16 protein-coding genes, 3 tRNA genes and 2 pseudogenes are annotated in these 16,200 nt (G+C 42.8%); 15 read left to right on the top strand and 6 right to left on the bottom strand.

The genetic code is table 11. The annotated features are described in order from the left end of the window. Window positions 1–225: 225 nt before the first annotated feature. Window positions 226–483, bottom strand: a complete 258-nt coding sequence (locus tag GT003_RS31360) for a hypothetical protein (RefSeq protein WP_161705481.1) — start codon at window positions 481–483, stop codon at window positions 226–228. Between the two features lie 259 nt (window positions 484–742). Here GT003_RS31360 and GT003_RS31355 point away from each other — a divergent pair, with 259 nt between their 5' ends. The 6 genes from GT003_RS31355 (at window position 743) to GT003_RS31330 (ending at window position 5,976) form a co-directional block, all read left to right on the top strand. Next, window positions 743–1,600, top strand: a complete 858-nt coding sequence (locus GT003_RS31355) for an ATP-dependent DNA ligase (protein ID WP_161705479.1) — start codon at window positions 743–745, stop codon at window positions 1,598–1,600. A gap of 136 nt (window positions 1,601–1,736) precedes the next feature. Beyond that, entirely contained in the window at window positions 1,737–2,027 is a 291-nt protein-coding gene (locus GT003_RS31350; protein WP_161705477.1) for a hypothetical protein, read from the top strand. Window positions 2,028–2,037: 10 nt separating this feature from the next. After that, the gene (locus tag GT003_RS31345; RefSeq protein ID WP_161705475.1) at window positions 2,038–2,898 is read left to right on the top strand and encodes a stalk domain-containing protein; all 861 of its coding nucleotides are present in this window, start codon (window positions 2,038–2,040) and stop codon (window positions 2,896–2,898) included. A gap of 790 nt (window positions 2,899–3,688) precedes the next feature. Next, window positions 3,689–4,405 (top strand): hypothetical protein, encoded by a 717-nt coding sequence (locus GT003_RS31340; RefSeq protein ID WP_161705473.1) that lies wholly within the window; start codon window positions 3,689–3,691, stop codon window positions 4,403–4,405. A 194-nt stretch (window positions 4,406–4,599) separates the two neighbouring features. Further along, window positions 4,600–5,175, top strand: coding sequence for a recombinase family protein (locus tag GT003_RS31335; protein WP_161705471.1), 576 nt, complete (start codon window positions 4,600–4,602; stop codon window positions 5,173–5,175). A 42-nt stretch (window positions 5,176–5,217) separates the two neighbouring features. Then, window positions 5,218–5,976: a DUF4145 domain-containing protein gene (locus GT003_RS31330; protein ID WP_161705469.1), complete on the top strand. Its 759-nt coding sequence runs from the start codon at window positions 5,218–5,220 to the stop codon at window positions 5,974–5,976. 183 nt (window positions 5,977–6,159) lie between these two features. On the opposite strand, the gene GT003_RS31325 is transcribed toward GT003_RS31330, so the two are convergent. Further along, window positions 6,160–8,871 (bottom strand): restriction endonuclease, encoded by a 2,712-nt coding sequence (locus tag GT003_RS31325; RefSeq protein ID WP_161705467.1) that lies wholly within the window; start codon window positions 8,869–8,871, stop codon window positions 6,160–6,162. 227 nt (window positions 8,872–9,098) lie between these two features. Between GT003_RS31325 and GT003_RS31320 the strand changes: the two are divergent. The 6 genes and pseudogenes from GT003_RS31320 to GT003_RS31300 all read left to right on the top strand — a co-directional run. Then, window positions 9,099–9,275 (top strand): annotated as a pseudogene (locus GT003_RS31320) (GMP synthase (glutamine-hydrolyzing)); the annotation flags it as partial. A 215-nt stretch (window positions 9,276–9,490) separates the two neighbouring features. Beyond that, window positions 9,491–9,585, top strand: a pseudogene (locus tag GT003_RS33195) (TCP-1/cpn60 chaperonin family protein); the annotation flags it as partial. A gap of 147 nt (window positions 9,586–9,732) precedes the next feature. Further along, window positions 9,733–9,807, top strand: a tRNA-Leu gene (locus GT003_RS31315). Window positions 9,808–10,269: 462 nt separating this feature from the next. Then, entirely contained in the window at window positions 10,270–10,449 is a 180-nt protein-coding gene (locus GT003_RS31310; protein WP_161705465.1) for a hypothetical protein, read from the top strand. 119 nt (window positions 10,450–10,568) lie between these two features. After that, window positions 10,569–11,282 carry a uracil-DNA glycosylase gene (locus tag GT003_RS31305; protein ID WP_170312408.1) on the top strand — a complete coding sequence of 238 codons (714 nt, stop codon included), beginning with the start codon at window positions 10,569–10,571 and terminating at the stop codon, window positions 11,280–11,282. A gap of 6 nt (window positions 11,283–11,288) precedes the next feature. Beyond that, window positions 11,289–12,110: a radical SAM protein gene (locus GT003_RS31300; RefSeq protein WP_204798881.1), complete on the top strand. Its 822-nt coding sequence runs from the start codon at window positions 11,289–11,291 to the stop codon at window positions 12,108–12,110. Between the two features lie 66 nt (window positions 12,111–12,176). Here the strand turns inward: GT003_RS31300 and GT003_RS31295 are convergent, their stop codons facing one another. Continuing rightward, window positions 12,177–13,175 carry an S-layer homology domain-containing protein gene (locus GT003_RS31295; protein WP_161705463.1) on the bottom strand — a complete coding sequence of 333 codons (999 nt, stop codon included), beginning with the start codon at window positions 13,173–13,175 and terminating at the stop codon, window positions 12,177–12,179. A 111-nt stretch (window positions 13,176–13,286) separates the two neighbouring features. Then, complete coding sequence (locus tag GT003_RS31290) at window positions 13,287–13,625, bottom strand: L,D-transpeptidase (RefSeq protein ID WP_161705461.1); 339 nt, start codon at window positions 13,623–13,625, stop codon at window positions 13,287–13,289. A 180-nt stretch (window positions 13,626–13,805) separates the two neighbouring features. On the opposite strand from GT003_RS31290, the gene GT003_RS31285 reads away from it, so the two are divergent. Then, window positions 13,806–14,153, top strand: a complete 348-nt coding sequence (locus tag GT003_RS31285; RefSeq protein WP_161705459.1) for a hypothetical protein — start codon at window positions 13,806–13,808, stop codon at window positions 14,151–14,153. Between the two features lie 96 nt (window positions 14,154–14,249). Here the strand turns inward: GT003_RS31285 and GT003_RS31280 are convergent. After that, window positions 14,250–14,325, bottom strand: a tRNA-Val gene (locus GT003_RS31280). 648 nt (window positions 14,326–14,973) lie between these two features. Further along, window positions 14,974–15,049: transfer RNA gene (locus GT003_RS31275), tRNA-Val, on the bottom strand. A gap of 142 nt (window positions 15,050–15,191) precedes the next feature. On the opposite strand from GT003_RS31275, the gene GT003_RS32205 reads away from it, so the two are divergent. Next, window positions 15,192–15,359: a hypothetical protein gene (locus GT003_RS32205; RefSeq protein WP_170312407.1), complete on the top strand. Its 168-nt coding sequence runs from the start codon at window positions 15,192–15,194 to the stop codon at window positions 15,357–15,359. Between the two features lie 480 nt (window positions 15,360–15,839). Then, on the top strand, window positions 15,840–16,106 hold the full coding sequence (locus GT003_RS31270) for a DUF3892 domain-containing protein (RefSeq protein ID WP_239565723.1): 267 nt from the start codon (window positions 15,840–15,842) through the stop codon (window positions 16,104–16,106). The last annotated feature ends 94 nt before the right edge of the window (window positions 16,107–16,200 follow it).

The raw sequence follows: 16,200 nt of genomic DNA, 5'->3' as shown, positions 1-16,200 counted from the left end.
GGCTTTTTTACGCCTTTACCAGCCCCATAAATTTCTTCATCTACAACTTCGTTCCATCTAGATGTTATCTGTTATGAAGAAGACTAGGTCAAAACCTACGAAAATGCGAGCATTTAAGAGCAAAGTGATTCTCCATAGAGGGAGGATAGTTAAATAAGTTTGTGTTAATAACTGTTGAGTATTGACATGGATTAACGTAAGAAAAAAGCTCTAGCCTAAAATAGGCTAGAGCTTTTCTTTTTCTTTTTGTTTTCGCTCTTTTTTTCTCTTATCGTATTCATCTATTAAATAGGAACCAAGCCCGTATGCGGCATATACAAGAATTGCACCACCAAGTAAACTAAAACCGACTTTTGTAGTAGTTTTAGCAGTTTTAGACATTTCAAGTTTATTTTCCATATAATCGTCATAATAAAATCTTGGGTCATTGCCAGGGGTATTGCAATATTCTCTATAATCTATTAGTAATTTTTTTTTGCTCATATTTTCTCACTCCTTTAAGCAAATAGTTTATTAAAACCGACAACCATTATCTATACTCAAAATTATACTACAAAAAATGTTAAGGAGCATAGGGAAGTAATTCTTATTGAACTAACGGGACACGATAGTTGAATAAAAGAAAGCGCGGTCTCTTGGAGTATCGGTCGTCTCATTGCTTCGAGTTGGATTGTTTTCCAGTGAACTCATATAAAAAATAGAATCCTCCCATGATAAGCTTATACATAGGAGGATTTTGTTTATGCTCAATACAATAATCAAGCCAATGTTACTTCAGCCATCCTCAACTGTAATTAATAAAATAGGTTGGATACATCAGATAAAGTGGGACGGTTTCAGAGTCTTGATACATTACGATAATGGGAAGGTACGTGCCTTCACTCGCCAAGGAACAGAAGTGACATCACGTTTTCCTGAACTGCAACAAATACGATTAAACTGCTCTCAAGCCATCTTAGATGGTGAATGCATCTGCATAGACGAATCAAACAAGCCATGCTTTGAAGATGTGATGACCCGCTTCCAGGCAAAGAAATCTGAATCTGTACTTAAACATGTTCAACAGTTTCCAGCACATTTTGCGCTATGGGATATTATTTGGCTCAATTCGGAATCCTTTTTTAAGACAAGTCTCCTGAAGCGTCTAGAATGCCTTCAGAGAGTCGTAATACCTTCACCAGTCATTTCAGTTACACCAATGCATGAAGACGGTGAGAGACTATTCCAGAAGGTCAAGGGGCTTGGACTAGAAGGTATTGTTTCGAAGAATCCAGACAGTCATTATAGCTTAGATTCAAGGCCAAAGAATGTATGGATTAAAACGAAGAATTACCAGTATGGTGAGTTTAAAATATCAGGGATTCGCAAGTCGGAGTTTGGATGGAGTTTGACTAAAAAAGGGCAGCATATAGGGGTAATTGAGTTTCCCCCACCTTCAGAAGTTCTGAAAGCATTCGGAGCAGTTGCCAAGCAGATCGTACGTGGGGAGAGTAAGGACTGGATATATATTGAACCTGTTCTAACCTGCAAAGTTAAATTTCAATGCTATACGAAAGAGGGGCGACTACGCCATCCTTCGTTCGAATCTTTTGTCCTGTAAATAAAGCTTTAGAGATATAGTGGGCATTCCTGTAGAGAGATTAATCTCACAAAACAGGGATGTCTTTTTTGTCTAATAGTTGCAACGGAACTGTGGGAAATACTGTATAATAGGACTAGAGGATGATATAAGAATCGTGGGGGAGAGTTTAATGTCGACTGCTGCGTCTAAGATAAATACAAATTGGATTCCTGTGTTTCTAAAAGAAAATAATCGGCCAGAAAGAGAATTTGTAAACCTACAAGAGTGCTTTAGGTATCTAAGAAGGCTTGAACAATTTAATGGCTATAGTAACAATGGTATATATAAAGTAATTAACTCAGGGATCGATGATGATGAGCAGCTCCATCTTGGATTTACTTTCTGGACAACGAATGAAGCCAGAGAAAGTCGGGCTGATCGTAAGGACTTGAAAATAAAAAGGTGAGGTGTCGGTATTGAAGAAAAAGGTCATAAGCTTAACGATTGCAGGTGTAGTTGCGTTATCTGGTGTAGTTAGTGCAGCAAGCATGTGGGGTACATACAAGGGTAATGATATTATTAAAATTACTGTTGATGGCAGACCATTACTTGTGAAAACAGGTGATGTTCCTGGAATGTCCTTTAATGGAAGAACTATGATTCCTATAAATCTTTTAAAATATGCAGGGGTCACATATACTTGGAATCAGTCAACAAAAACAGTAGATATACATAAAACAACAACTGAGCCTGCAACATCATCAGTCAACCCTTCCAATATAGCAAACAACATTATTTCTAACGGTGGCGACGGGGTCACCTTAGTAAAAATAAATGGGGAACTAACGTCCATTGTTTACTTCCAAGAGAAATCAGGTATTGATATTGACTGGAAAGTAATTCAAAAAATACTTAATGATATGGTTGATTACAATGCTGTATACTCTCGTGTTGTTTATTATAACGGTGACACGACCATAGGTTATATCGAGGCGAAAACGGCATCATTGAAAAAGTTTAGAAATGACGAGATAACCGCTGAGCAGATGAAACAAGATACAGTCTGGAGTGGGTTTGATAGTTCTTCTTCTGGTGGGACAGCCACAGGTTCAACCACGTCTGCGACAATCGTTAGTAAAATAGACGGCGAGTTTGATGGATTTGAAAATGGTAAACTATTCACTTTACAGAATGGGCAGATATGGAAACAAACCAGTTATGAATATAAATATACGTATAAATTTAACCCGAAAGTTACGATTTATAAAGATGGCTCGTCCTGGTACATGATGGTTGATGGCGTAGACAAGCAAGTAAAAGTAGAACAGATTAAATAAGACCCTTCGGGGGTCTTTTGTAATCGCGATAAAAACATATGCTTTTATCTTTAAAGTTTTAGGTATTCATTTATTATTTATTAAAAAGAAAAAGTAAATCAAAGGATGGCTGATCGGCGATTAAGCTAACTGGGACTATCGTCGAATGCACCAAGGAGCAGTTTGCCACCGGCAACTGCTCCATTTTTTTAGGACACGAGGGACTGACTTATATTTCCGACTAAGTCCTCGCTGTCGTTTATTCTTCAATAATGTAGTAATCATAAACTGAAATTCCGAGTAAGCCTTATCGTGGTTGCGAAAGGCTTGTGAGAGGATTCTTTATTTAATCGGGATCGTAAATTCGAAATTAATTTACTGGATAGATGTGTTTACGTCTTATAAAGATTATATGAACGTATTTCACCTGTTAACCATCCCCCCCTTACTCATAGCCATGTCCGCATAATTGGAGTTATGCGGACATATCTGAAAGCTTTATAACAAGGAGATTGAAGCCTTTAAAAGAACTAATTTGGTCAATGAATTACTGATAAATTAAACCTTTAAATTAAATGAAGCTATCTCGGAAATTTGTAATTTAATACTGTTTTCGAATCGTGGTTTAATTAATATGGACATGGAATTAGAACCCATATGAAGGGGGAGTTTAGAGATAATTGAGGTGAAGAGTTTCATCAGATGGCAACGAGAAATACAATAGTATCGAGATAGATTTCGAAGTGTTATAGTATTGCTTGGAATTATTTACTTTTTGAAGTGTAAATCAAGAGAGAAGTGAGGATTTCTCATGTCTGTTACTTTCAATTATGATGTATGGTTCACGAGGTTCAATGATGCAAATGGCGGTTTATTTAAGCTAAAAAGTTACTTGAATGACAAACAAGCATATACTTTCCATATGGAAAATTCATGGTCGGCTTTTGATTTGAATGGAGAAGAGAAAAATATTCTCTACAATGATCCTGATGGAAAAGCAACCATCGATATGTTTTATACAGATATTCAAGCAATGAAAGAACTCATTTCTAATCAGTTTATTGTTTACAATGCAACGTTAGTAGAAACTTTGTTTTATGAAACTTTTTATCTTGTTTTTATGGAAAATCCAAAGAAAATTAATAATATTATCTTTGAGCAATTTAGTAATGACAAGGATAAGCTAGGGTTAACATTAAATGAACTATTAGATCATGATTCAAAGGAAAGTTACATTGAGACGCTATGTGAAAAGGCGGCCTCATTATGTAACGGAGGAAAATTCAAAGATAGTTTTAAGAGATTAATTAGACAATTGAATGCCGCTCCAATTGATCAAAGTAATAAGAATATTATTATTGACTTAGTCGAAAAGCGAAATTCAATTGTGCACGAAAACAATACTTATGAACTTGAAGACGAGTATTTCCGTTCGTTATCTGAGAGCACATACTTCCTACTAGATTATATAAGGGATAACATGAATTCGCTTGGAATTCCAATAATTGATACAATCAATAATCCCTAACAGTTAGAACGATCGAATTAATTATGTCAAAAACGAAGGTTTAAGAGTCATTTCCAATAAACACGGGAAATGGCTCTTTTTATTCGATTAAGAGAGTGAAAATGTATCTAAACTCATATCAAAATCTATGTATCAAAAAATAGCGTTTTTCTGGTATAATTATCCTAAGAAGAGTCAAGATTGGAGATGCTGAAATGGGAGTTCGAGCATATGGGTATGCAAGGGTATCGACAGCAGACCAAACGCTAGACTTGCAGATCGACGCACTGAACAAGTATGGGGTGTCAAAGATATTTCAAGAAAAGGCTAGTGGTGCAAAGGATGATCGTGAGGAACTAAAAAAGGTCTTGGACAGATTAGATGAGGGTGACACATTAGTCGTATATAAGTTGGACAGGCTTGCCCGTTCTACAGGTAAATTAATTCAAGTGTTAGATGATATTAAAATAAAAGGAGCGCACTTTATTTCAATTAATGATTCTATTGACACAACGACTGCCGCAGGGAAGGCTCTATTCGGTATGTTAGCAGTTTTTGCGGAGTTTGAGCGGAATATCATAGTTGAGCGTACACAGGCTGGGTTGAAGGCGGCTAGATCAAGAGGGCGAAAAGGTGGCAGACCTGTAAGTGACCAGAAGAAGCTTGAGCAAGCTTTAAAGTTATATGATTCTGAGACGTATACTGTTAAAGAGATTGAGGAACTGACGAGTGTAAAGAGAGCAACGTTATATAGAGCTATAGCTAAGAGGAAAACTCAGTTAATTACCTAAATTACCATAATAATAAGCTTAAAGTGAGGAGCTCTATTTAGAATGAAAAATATATCTGAAAAAGTCTACTGCAGGGAATGCAATAAAAAAACGAACCACAGCATACTAGAACAGGACAATTCATTGATGCACTTTAAGGTATCCTCTTCGGATTATAAAAATGTTGATTTTCAATTTGAAGATAATTACTACATCGTTAAATGTAATGGATGTGACAGTATATCTTTTTTGAGAGAGTATGACGATGAAGATCAGTGGGAACATGATGATGATGGAGAGAGGTACTGGTATTCTACATATACGGTGTACCCTGAAGAACCTAAGAACAAACATAGTTTACTTTCTCAAAAGAAAATGTATAACGTACCGCGATTCATCAAGGATATATATGAAGAGGCTGTAAAATCATACAATGTGGATTCGCTAATTCTGTGTTCTGTTGGTTTAAGAATGATCATTGAGGCTGTATGCAAAGAGAAAGGGATTGATAAGGAGTACTTAGTTAATCAAGATGGGACAAAAAAAATTGATTCTGCCACAGGTGAGCAAAAAGTAAAGAATTTAGGCTTACAAGAAAAAATTGAAAAATTATTAATTAGTGGGATTATAACAGAGCCTCAATCAATGGTATTACACCAAATTAGAGAAATGGGAAATGTATCTGCACATGAAATTACAAGGCATGACGAGCATATATTAAGAAGAGCTATAGAAATCCTGGAAAGCTTATTGTTTAATATTTACGAGGTGTCTAAATTAGAACTCTTTAACAGGAAGCGTTTAAAACCGAAATCAGTTTAGATATTTTAGTGAGTGGAGCTTTATGTGGGGTGTATTGGAATCTGATATTGACACATAATGCAACGAAAAACTCCACTGTGCATAGTGGAGTTTTGTTATAAAATAATAAGCCGCTGCAAAAGTTTAGTGGGGTAGGTGTTACAAGTGAGTATCATTCATGACTTAGGATTGTTCTAACAGTATTTATACATTAACAGTGGCTTTACTTATTACTTCCATTGCCCACTTATACCATAGAATAAGCGCAGAACCATATCTCTTTTGGGAGGATTCAATCCAACGTTTATTTAGCTCTAAAGAAATGATGTTTCCTATATCGATAGCGTTCTTATTTTTGTATGCTCTTACAATTTCTAAGGTAGGCGTTGAAAGAACAGTCTTTGCAAGCCATTCTGAAGTATCCGTTTGCTTGTATAGTAGAGATAAGTTTCCATCCTCTATTGATAAGCCTCCAACTGAATTAAGCAAGGTAATAGCATTTCGGTAGCCATTGGCTTTTAGGGTTGTTTCATTGGTTTGTCCACTGTTAATCAAATCAATTAATTCCAATACTCGTTCGGGAGGGGATTCACCCAGAAAATTTGCGTTTCTTGCACGTTTAAATTTAGAGAAACTTTTCTTTGAGAATCCCCTTGTGCTTTCTATGGCATGAAAAATTTTATTACCCTTTATTTCAATAAACCCTACCCCCATCAACCAACCATTTATAATATTTATATATTGCTTCTTGGTCTTATCAGAGAACGCTTCATAAGTTTCATTAAAATATTCCTCGAAATTCTCCAAAGTGATATAAGAGTTATTTCCATATCCCTCGTTAATTTTCGTGTAAATGATATGTTTTGTGAAAAAGTCCACAACTTTAGTGTAAGCTTCGTCCATGCTGTCTTGCAGGATTGTAAGTTTCTCCCCTTGTCTAGAAGCATTACCAAGCATAACGAAATCTCTGACAATATTCTCTGCAGCATCTCTACCAATACCTAATTTAGAAGCAAAAGCGGGTATTGTTAATGACTGACTGTCTATAAGCACTTGTAACGCTGAACTGTATCTTCTAAATTGGGTTTGTGGTATATATTTAACTGGAATGTGAGGGACTTTTCCAGTTAAAATGTAATCACGGAAAATATCCCAGTACAAGATTAATTTCTGCCCTTTTCTTAAAATAATCCGTTTGTTAATTAAAGATTGGATGGTTAAATCTCCATAAGTCTCCACCATTTGAAAAAACTCAACTGGTGAATCTTGTGCTACCTTTTTAACACAGGCAAGTTCGACACTACTTAACTCGCTAGTTTCCTTTTCAAATAGCTCATTGATATTGAGGCTTTTACCTAATATTTCATCTTGATGATTTCCGCCTTGTAATAAAGAAAATACATGAATACACAGTTTTTTCAGTAACCAGGGGTAACCTTGGCAATGGTCTTTAAGATACCTCTTTAATATCGGGTTTAGGTTTTCACCTAACTCTTTAGAAAAGATATAGAGCGCTTTTACTATGTCTTTATCTACGAATGGATTTAGTGTAAATTCTCTTCTCCTATCAGATAGTCCATGCCATAAGTGATATGCAGGATGATCAGTAGGAACCGTTCCATCTGTTTTCCAAGCAAAGCCTATAATAATATTCTCCTGAAGGGCGTCTACGGCAATGCTAAGTCTTCGAATGCTTTCAAAGAGCGGAAATAGCTCCTTTTTGGAAAATATCTCTTCAAATTGGTCAAACATTAATGTAACTACTTTATTTTCAGACCTGAGTGTCTGGATGATTTCTATAAATGATTGGTCTGATAAGGGATTATTCGTATCTGAAATTTTTATTGGTGTGCTAGGTTTTTTTACGAAATTATCATTAACTGCGGAATTAAGGCATTCTATTAAGGAGAACTCAGCATATCTATGGCTTGTAGCCGCACGAACGTCGACAGCATATATATAATTTTTATTTCTCTGACGTGAGCCTTTGGATTTCTCTACTAACTTAAGTAGCACTGAACTCTTCCCCCATCCAGATGGGGCTTTCAGTGCTAATAGCCTCGTATTAATTATTGAGTTTCGAACGTTGTCAATAAACCTATAAACATCTTGAAACAGGACATCTCTTCCAACAAAATCTTGCGGGCGCGAAGGTCGATAGTCCGCCCATTGGTCGCCTGAGGATACCGTTACAATACTTTCTGATTCTTTAGCGAGTTGATTACTAAAGGAATCATCTTGCTTATTAGCATGGGGATATAGCCACTCTAACTCATGAAAAGAGGAGGGTATTTTTGAGACTGAGTCGATTAATTGATGGTTTGCAATAGGTTCTCCTGTTTTAGAATCGAATAGCATTACAGCGTAAGGTACACCTGCAGTCACATGAATAAGCGGCACTGCCCAAAATCGCCCGTGGTTTGTGATCAGAAGGGTCACATTTTCAGAGAATGAACTCTTACTTGGATAAGCTAGTGAAAGCGGGCTACAGGCTTTTCCTGAGTTGACTATTAAACTGACTAATTTATCTGGAGAATAAACTTGTAATAGCTTTCTTTTTTCAGGTGGATTTTGTACCCATTCTTCAACAATTCCTTTTGCCTCTTTACCAAGCGGTCCAGTGGATAAAAGCCAACCAGATGAAACTCCCTTAAGGTGAACATTCCCAAGAAGTTTAGTGATAACATCACCAGAGATCGTATTGGTATCTTTGTATGCTTTACATTCAACGTAGATTACTTCTGAGGTCATTTTATGCCTAGCGAATAGGTCTACTTCAATTCCTGTTAATCTAACTTCTTCTATAACTTCGTATTGCATTGTTTCAAGAATCTCTCTACCAAGATTTTCTAACAACTTACCTTTCTCAGTTGTTGAAATAGTATCACTAACAGATATCTCTATAGTGGTAATCAAAGGAAAACCCCACTTTCATATTTCTTCCATTTGTAAACATTATACATGGGAAGTGTGCATCACATAAAGAAATAATTAGTATAGGAATAAGGTACTTCTAATTTTGTGAGCGAAATAGGTAGCATTCTTAGATTAGTGAGCTAACTACTTGAAAACACTACTTTTACCCGCTACAATTGATATACGAAAACAACGTGATAATCGAATAGTAATTAACTCAATTAAAGTACACCGTCGGCATCCGCGCGGTGACGTCCATCGACGGCATGACCGCCGACTGGGCACGCATCCCTTGGGATGTTCTCGAAAAAATCTCCGTGCGGATCGTCAACGAAGTCGAGAACGTGAACCGGATCGTCTACGACGTCACGTCGAAGCCGCCGGCTACGATCGAGTGGGAGTAGATTGGAGTTATTTATAAACTTTCTTTCAGTTGCTTTGATCATCACAGGGGTTTTTGTTTTTAGTGGTGTTTGAAGAATTTAAGTGAGATTCGGAGCGACTATATACATCAAGAAGCCACTTGTTTATTCTGTAATTGTACGATTGCTATCAAGAAGTGGTCATTGCTCTAAATTTATTATAATGACAAGTGATATATGGTTAGAATGCTTTGTCCGGTATCGTTGACCCTGCGAAAGTAATGCGTTTGCTCTGCAAAACGCAGCTTCCGTAGCGGCGATGTTCCTTACGACCGAAACTGTCGTCTCATAGTAATATGGTATCATCACTCTCGATTGTTGACAAACTAGATAAATATTGGTAACGTTATTGTACACAGAACTCAATTGAAGAGTTAGCGAAAGGTTCTGAGTGGTTACAATACGGTAAGTGATAAAAAGTCAGTATTATCAAGCTTTTGGCGGAACTGGCAGACGCACAGGACTTAAAATCCTGCGGTGGGTGACCACCGTACGGGTTCGATTCCCGTCCTCGGCACTTTAAGTAAACCTTGAGCTTTCAAGGTTTTTTGTTTTTTATGGAGATTTTCCATTTTACAATCTGTACGTTTCAAGGAACCTGCAGAATTCATAAGAAGCATCTCGTACCTCCTGAGCAGATTCGACTAGATCAGTCTGCACGGGAGGTTTTTTTATTTCTAGTTGTATGACCGAAATCCAGCAATAGTGAAGGCAGCGTGCAGTGCCGATTCTCAAAATTTTCCTATCTATATCCATCTATTATGGTACTATTTAATACGGATTACTTTAAACAGGATGGTGTCCCAGTGGAATACATCTACGATAGAGAAGGTCACGACGTGCGATTTGCTATTCCCGCGAAAGTTTGCGTACTAACGTGTTTTTCTTATTGCCAAAGCGACTTCAAGATCGCTATACTTTGACTTGTGTACGGACAAGCACGGGGGTTGCAACAATCATGGAGCGGGGTGCAATAATGCCTGGTGAGAAGATCGTCGGTTACAAGGTCATGTTTCGAATGGGGAAGTTCCGGATGAACATTTATATGAAGCAGGATTATTACGAGATTTGGAAACATTTTCGGGACGAGCGTATTCGCGATGTGTACGTAGAGGAAGTAGAGCTGGAAGCCAGCCGTTTTTTTGACAGAGAATAGCGTTTGAATTTCCATTCTTGTTTACATATACTAGAGGGACCCAGATCCTCCTGGACAGCGTTCTGATCGGTTCAGACACGCTGCGCGGGAGGTTTTTCTATGAAGAAGGGAGTGCGAACATGATCAAGCCATCCTTTGAAAATGATTGGTCGAAAATGCTGGCACCCGAGCTCGAGCAGCCCTACTTCTACAAGCTGCTTCGGGCGGTTGATCAAGAATACGAAGAGGGAATCGTATATCCGGCACAGTCTGCCATCTTCAATGCACTCCGGTATACCTCGTACGAGCAGGTGAAGGTGGTCATTCTCGGCCAGGATCCGTATCACGGCCCCGGGCAGGCGCACGGGCTCAGCTTCTCCGTGATGCCGGGCGTGAAGAAACCGCCTTCGCTTCAAAATATGTTCAAGGAGCTGCACGACGATCTCGGCTGCTCCATTCCGGACCATGGCTGTCTCCTCCCTTGGGCAAAGCAAGGCGTATTGCTCCTGAACACGGTGTTGACCGTCAGGGACGGCCAGCCTGCATCGCATCAAGGACTCGGCTGGGAGCGGTTCACGGACGCCGTGATCGGCGAGTTGAACAAACGGGAGCAGCCTGCCGTATTCGTCCTTTGGGGCAAACATGCGCAGGCGAAAGAAGCGCTTATCGATACGGCCCGCCATTTCGTCCTCGCTTCGCCGCATCCGAGTCCGCTCTCGGCGCGCCGCGGTTTCTTCGGCAGCCGGCCATACTCCAAAATCAATGCCTGCCTGCGCCAAGTCGGGGCGGAGGAAATCGAATGGCAGATCCCGTCGCTTGCCGAGCTGGAAGCCGCGGCAGCGGGCGAGAGGTGAGGCGGCGTGCCTGAGCTCGAAAAGGAGAAGAAACGAACGGTTCGCTGGTTGAATCCCGCGTCCGGTTACCTGACCGGCTACGCATATACGCTCAATCCGTATGTCGGCTGCACGTTCGGCTGCTCGTACTGTTACGTCAGGCGGATGCCGCTTGCGCTGTTCAAGGGGAATCCGTGGGGCGAATGGGTCGAGCCGAAGCCGTTCGATGGCGAAGGATTTCGCAAGGAATGGCGGAGAGCGATCGCGAAAGGCGGCGTCACGATCTTCATGTCGTCCGCTACCGATCCCTATCAGCCCGTCGAGTATAAAGAGAAGCTGACGCGCCAGCTGCTCGAAGCAATGGCAGAGGAGCCGCCGCAGTTTCTGCTCCTTCAAACGCGAAGTCCGCTCGTAACGCGGGACATCGATCTGCTGAAGCAAATGGGAGATCGGGTGCGCGTAAGCTTGACGATCGAAACCGATCTCGAAGCTGTCCGCAAGGCGCTCACGCCGTATGCTCCGCCGCTCGCGGCAAGGCTCAGGACGATCAGGGAGCTGCGGCAAGCCGGCATTCCGACGCAGATTGCGATATCGCCGCTGCTTCCATGCAGCGCCGGCTTCCCGGCCTTGATCGCGGAAGCAGCCGAACGCGTCGTGGTGGACGATTTCTTCCGGGGCGACGGCAGCGGCGGGAAACGCTCCGCGCAGCTGAAGATGGCCGAGCGTTACCGTGCTTTAGGAGCGGAATCGCTCTATGCGCCGGAGACGGCGGATGCTTTCGTTGATGACTTGCGTGCACTCATGCCGCAGGGAAGCGTTTATTTCGGTCAGGAAGGTTTTCTGCCCTGAGACAAGAAGAAGCCCAGGCATCCAGCCGGGGCTTCTTCTTGCGTTGCTATTATCTATTTAACTACACTAATCGCTCTGCGTATCGCCATCGCTGCCGATGATGCCGGTCGATCCGCCAGCCGAGCTGCCGGAACCTGCATCCATGGCGTTCTCGCCAATAACGGGCTTGAAGGCGGAGGAAACATACGTGACGGCCTTCACTTCCGTGATGACCTGAGGGTACTGTTTATCTTTGTCGGGATAGATCGCTTCAACATGGATGACGGCTTGGTCGCCGGCAAACTCGATCGATGATATCCGTACGCCATAACCGGGATGTGGCGCCTGTGCGCTTAACGTAACCTTATTGACGTCCGGACTGATCGCTTCCGTCGTCAGCTTCAAATCCGTAAGCGGGAAAGGCTGTTCCGCATCAGGCGGTTCGATCGGCGCGTTGGTATTGACGAACTGAATCGTATCGTACAGCCAGCCCGCAGCATCGCCGCGCGTAATGATCGTTTTCGGATAGAAATTTTGCTTGGCATCCAAATTGGCGATTTTGGTAATGAGGAGTTTCTGAATGCTCCCCATGTAATCCGGATTCACATCCGCTTCGTCATTCAGCATCACGTAAAGATCGATGAAGGCGTAGTCGCCTTTCTTGAGCAGTGCCTGCATAAGATGATGGCCGAACTGCTCGCGCGTCATCTCGTTATTTGCCTTGGTTTCGCGAGGGATATCGAGTCCGTTCGCGGCTGCGATAATGAACGTATTCGCATACCAGGCATCGTCCTTCATGTTCGGGAAGCTGTCGGTCACTTTCGGTTCCTTGAAGAAATTGATGCCGTCCAAATTCAATCCCAGACCGTTGACGATCATCGAGATGCCTGCAGCGTAGGTCAATTTGCCGTTCGGATCGAACGTATCCGTCTTGGCATTGCTGCCCGAGAGGATGCCGAGCTTCTGAAGCTCGTTGATTTTGGATTCGTTCGGATGTCCTTTCGTATCGGAGAATGCCCACGCCGACTGCGCCAAAGCTACGAAGAGCAGCAAGATGACGCTGACGGCAGCTAACGGTTTTCTCATTTCATTCCACCCGCTTTCAATAGAAATGTTTGTCAATCGATTCATCTATGTAGACGCGCCCCGTTCATGAAAAGTTGCAGGAGCGGAAGGCGGCGTCTGCCTTGAAGGCTGCTAGGGTCTAATGGTGACGCGCGTATGAATCGGCACGAGCGCCGATAGCGCCAGTACATCTTCATTGTACATCCGAATGCAGCCATGTGAAACTTCCCTGCCTATGGAGCCGGGGTCGTTCGTGCCGTGAATGCCGTAATGCGGCTTGGAGAGTCCCATCCAGAGCACGCCGAACGGTCCGCCTGGATTGGGCTGTTTGTTGATGATTTCATATTCGCCGGCAGGCGTTTGCGTGAGCATCTTTCCTATGCCGACCGGGAAGCCCCTGACGACGATGCTGCCGTCCAACAAATAGAGCTGACGGTCGGACAAGTCCACGATGATGCGGTATTTGGGCATGCTTCAATCCCTCCTTGTCGTCATCATATGAAGGCTGCCGGGGAGGGGATTGGATGGCGGGAAAGCAGGAATTCGGGCACGGGTGGATTCGCTTATGGTCTGTCCGTGTAAAGAACAGTATGGCGGATCGCACAGCATGTTCCATTCAGCCGCGGAGCCGCTTGAAAGGGGAGAATAGTCATGCCATTGCCAATTTACTATGTATCGATATCCGCGCGGACGATTCAGGAGGAACCGCCGGAGACTGACCATCTGGCTATACAGGCGACGGAAAAGCAGCTGGTGGCGCTCAAGCGCAAGCTCGATCGGGAAGACCGGAATGATGAAATCACCTCGCTGCGAGCGGTAATCCCGTTTAAGTCAGCCGAGAAGGATCCCGCGACGGAAGAGTTCAGCGACGATCTGCTCGATCTGTATGCCTATGTATACGAGCTCGGTACGCCGGAGACGAAAGCGCATATCGAATCGTTGAACCTACTGCCCAAACTGACGAACCAGAATGCGAGTCTGCCCGGCTACAAGTCATAGCAGATAAAGCAAAACGGACAATGCCTGTATCAGGCGCTGTCCGTTTTTTGCATACAAAAAAAACCTTGATTCCTCAAGGTTTGATAAGTCGAATTATGGTGATCTGGACAGGGTTCGAACCTGTGACCCCTACCCTGTCAAGATAGTGCTCTCCCAGCTGAGCTACCAGATCATATAAGGCCTTGCGCTTTCTCGTAAAAATGATTATAGCTGAAAAAATCCGAGATTGCAAGAGGGGGAGACGATTTTTTTATGGTCAAGCTTCAGAGACATGCATATTCGTTTCAGAGCCGGGTCATCATACAGGTCCGTATGGAAAAAAAGAATTTCCCGGGTATTTTCGCATAAACGGGCGATTGAAGCGTTGGGGCGAAATAAAGAAATTGTGTTAGTATGGAGATGATACTTGTTTTACGGGAGGGTGGATACGAAATGAAAATACACGAAACCCAAACTACGAACGACATCCGGCAAATGCAGCAAAACGAGGTCTAATCCTTTAACAGCGTAACCGACCATTATCACAAAATCATGGGCGTGCCCGCTAAAGGCGCAGACTTAGACAGTCTGCCCAAACCATTACGATGGTTTGGATATTTCTTCTATACCGCGTTTAGCGTGGGCGCAGTCGCGTTTATCGTCATCTATTTTATTCAAAAGTAGCAGGTCCGTCCCGATCCAAGACAAAAAAGAGCCGTCAGGATCTCTCCCGAAGGCTCTTTGCCTTATTCATAAATGAGATGGGAACATCTTCATGCAAATGCAGCGATTATATAAAAGAAAAAACCCCAGCGTTCCGCGGGGTTTTGAATTTGTATAATGGTGATCTGGACAGGGTTCGAACCTGTGACCCCTACCCTGTCAAGATAGTGCTCTCCCAGCTGAGCTACCAGATCATGTTGTTTTGTTGCAGCGACAAGTAATAATATAGCAAAGCTTAAATTGGAAGTCAACCCTATTTGCGAAAAAGATTCTAATTCTTCGTAAACCCGCATAAGGTGTACTCAAGCATCGATTCTTGGAGAGGCGGGTTGTCTAGTGGCGGAAGAAGCTGCCTATTTGGCGGTATGGCTGATTGGACTGTTTGGCATTGTCGGTACGGTATGCGTGTACGTGGCAAAGATGGTCATTCAAGATTCTACCACGTACGATGAAAGCTACGTATGGAAGCGGAAGCTGCCTCCGGAGGCAAGAGATAAGCGATAAGCGGCGAGCGAAGCGCTCGTCCGCGTTTGATATTCTTCGCAATGGGTATACTATTCCAAAGATTGTTACTCGCAATCGGGAGTGGTAGCCATGAAGAAAAGATGTTTTGTAATCCTAAGCCTGTTATGCTGCACGGGCTGCGCTCGGCTTGAGCCGTCTGCCCCCGCATCCGCTCCTGGGACGATGCTCTATGACAGCGTTACCAGGTCGGTATATCCGCAGGAGCAGTCTGTATTCAGCGACGTCTATGAGCCTTTCGATCAAACGCGCGAACTGGTGCCCAAATTACCGGGTGAGCCGTCTGCCGGCCAGCAGAAGCCGCCTCTATTGAATAATTAACAACAGCGAACGAATGAACGGCTTCGTCCAGGCGCTAGTGCGTCTACCGGACGAAGCCGTTTTTGCGTGTCTTACGTGAATAGGAGGAAGGCCATTGAGAAACCCTAGTGAAGCATCTACAAATTCGAAGGAGGAACACCAATGAAACGCTTATATCATCCGATGGACGAATCAGGAGGAGCGGACCGGGAGACGTTCGTTGCAGCCCGCAAAAACGGTGACGGCGATTTGATGTCCTTCAAAACCTCGTCCGGCCGTGAATTGAATTACGAAGAAGCGCTTGCGGAAGTGAAGAACGGAACGATTGCCGGCGTCAACGCCTTTAAAGGCAGAGACGGCGACATCTACATCCGCGGCGACGCGGACGGAGACCCGACGAACAATTTAGATCAACTGCCGAATTACTAGCCGCCGTTCCAGAGCTTTCAGTCAGAGGCGATATAACCGTTTGTCTCTGTCACATATCGTATGCGCAACATGAATAAAAGCCCGCTGCTTAAGC

This window comes from Paenibacillus sacheonensis (assembly GCF_009909195.1).
GTDB classification, from domain to species: Bacteria; Bacillota; Bacilli; order Paenibacillales; family Paenibacillaceae; genus Paenibacillus_Z; species Paenibacillus_Z sacheonensis.
Note: the sequence above shows the minus strand (reverse complement) of the source record. Positions and strands in the feature narration are given on the sequence as shown.